This is a genomic window from Desulfococcus sp. (genome assembly GCF_041737845.1).
Taxonomy (GTDB): domain Bacteria; phylum Desulfobacterota; class Desulfobacteria; order Desulfobacterales; family Desulfococcaceae; genus Desulfococcus.
This window is the reverse complement of the sequence record NZ_JBGSQX010000057.1, coordinates 1-2,121: the sequence shown is the minus strand read 5'-3', so window position 1 is coordinate 2,121 and position 2,121 is coordinate 1. Positions and strand designations below refer to the sequence as shown.

General features: G+C 63.4%; 2 protein-coding genes. Both read right to left on the bottom strand.

All coding sequences use genetic code 11. The features are described from left to right. Positions 1-136 precede the first annotated feature (136 nt). Entirely contained in the window at positions 137-664 is a 528-nt protein-coding gene (locus ACEW8N_RS06330) for a nucleotidyl transferase AbiEii/AbiGii toxin family protein (RefSeq protein ID WP_373498962.1), read from the bottom strand. Then, the gene (locus ACEW8N_RS06325) at positions 661-1,191 is read right to left on the bottom strand and encodes a helix-turn-helix domain-containing protein (protein ID WP_373498961.1); all 531 of its coding nucleotides are present in this window, start codon (positions 1,189-1,191) and stop codon (positions 661-663) included. Before ACEW8N_RS06325 ends, ACEW8N_RS06330 begins: the two co-directional genes overlap by 4 nt. Positions 1,192-2,121: the final 930 nt, after the last annotated feature.

The window sequence follows — 2,121 nt, the reverse complement described above, 5'->3', positions numbered from 1 at the left end:
GCCCAAGATACAAAACTTTTTCATTGTTAAATCCTTTCAAAAGTTATTGCCCGCAGGCTGGAGAAAACAGCTGTGGCGAGGCAGGAGTATCGATCCTTCTTTCTCCGTGTCGGGAGATCCTACTGTTTACCCAGGATTATGACAACATGTAATTTTCTCCGTGTCGGGAGATCCTACTGTTGAATTCCGTGTTCCGGTAACGTTGCTGCACCAGGGCCATCAGGTCGGGGAAACTGGCCCCTGCCTCGAGATAGGCGTAAAGGTCGATGAAGTCCTTCTTGGCTCCCCTCCCGGCCACCGCGATCACTTTCATGGCGGCGATGTCACGGACATCCGCCAGGTGGAGTCCACGGTAAGGAACGGGCTCGTAGAGGAAAGGCACCTCCGAGCGCAGGAAGGTCAGGCGGATGTCGTCCAGGCGGCAGTGCAGCGTTCCCGGTGCCATGGCCGAAACCTCGAACCTGCCGAGGCCGGCGAGGGCCTCCCTGAGCGGGGGCACTGCGAAATCTCCGTGGTGGAAGAAGTCCAGGTCGACCGAAACGCGATGACCCAGCTGCAAGGCCAGCGCGGTACCACCAGCGAGGATCCAGCCATCCAGCAGGTCCGTACTTCCAAGCTTCTTGACCACCGCCCAGGCTTCGGCCGGCAGGACCTTGGGATTCATGCCCCGACCTTCCGTTGCTGGAGGACGACTTCCCAGAAACGACGGACCCGTGGGTTCAGGCTGCGATGGCGCGCAGCTTCAGCGACGGCCCCGTCACCGAAGTACCGCCTGGCCAGACGGTTCTGCTGCAGGTCACCGTACTCCAGGACGCGGCGCAACACCCACTGTGGGTTGTCCAAGAGATGCTGGGCAACGAGGTCGACGTCCCAGAACAGCGGGGCGAAGCGAGCGGCCAGGTCTCCTGTGTCTGGTGAGGATTCCACGGCCTGGCGGGGCGTCAGGCGGATTTCCAGGTCAGCGTCCAGAGCCCGCGCCAACCGGCGAAGGGTGCGGAGTTCGAAGCGATCCCAACCGCTCTCATAGCGATGGATTGCCGATTCGCTTGTGCCCAGGATCTCTGATAATTCCTTTAGAGACAGCTTTTTATGCGTTCTGAGCCGTCTCAGGAGCGGGCCGAGGGGGGTGGCCGGTGATTCAAAGAAACTTCTCATATATGAGAAGTTACTCAAGATCTCCCGCAATGTCAAGTTGGTTGTCCCTTGTGCCTGCCAATAATCCCATCCGTCCCTGTGCGGACAGGCCCTGCCGACTGAGCGGAGGCCGCGAGGCCCGCCGGACCCGAGGATGGGTCAACGGCGAAGAAGTCGATGGCGACGATCTCGGCCAGGTGGTTGCGGATGAAAGGGCGCCAGGTCAGAGCCCGGACTTCCGGCTCGACAGATCCGGGACAGGCTGACCCACAGAGCCCGATCCGCGGCCCGCAGCCGAGGTCGTCCGGCCGTTCGCTGCAGGATCTCGATCTGGTGTCGCCGGGCGAGGTTCTCGGGGGCCAATTGCTGGCCGGAGCACAGCCCCGAGATGCAGGCGCGCAGGAGTAGTTTCAGCATGGGGCGCCATGCTATGATCACTTCACCGTAACTGCCACGGGGGCAAGGCGGACGGAGTTTCTGGCAGGGACAGCCCGAGGCGCGCGAACTCACCCGGGACGCCGCTGCCGCCGACGCAAAAGAGTGCCCGGGCGGCTCTGGGCGATTGCGAAAGCATCGGAGAGCCGCCCGGGCTGTGGAGGCGAAGCCAGGGGTTTTGGCGGGGGGCCTCGCCTCTCAGGTCCGCCGGCGTCGGCTGCCGGCGAGCGCTCCAGGGTGCATGGAATGAAGGGCCGGGGCCGGCGGGGCAAACCCGACACCGAAGTGCAGGCAACCGGCCCGGGCCGCTTCTCTTGATTGTAGCACGAACGAATCCGGCGATTTCGAAAAATTGTATACAAGACGCGATCTCCCACCCGGTCGGGGATCCGTTCCCCTCCTGCGAGCGGCCGACCCGGGCGGACCGATCTCCTTCGTCCCTGCCGGAAGTCCCGCGGCTCCTCGCCCCGTGGTATGATCACCGCCGGGTCTTGGCCACGCTTTCGGCCCGGTGCGGCCCGTCGCCTGCAGGCGGGAGGCACGGAACTGGAG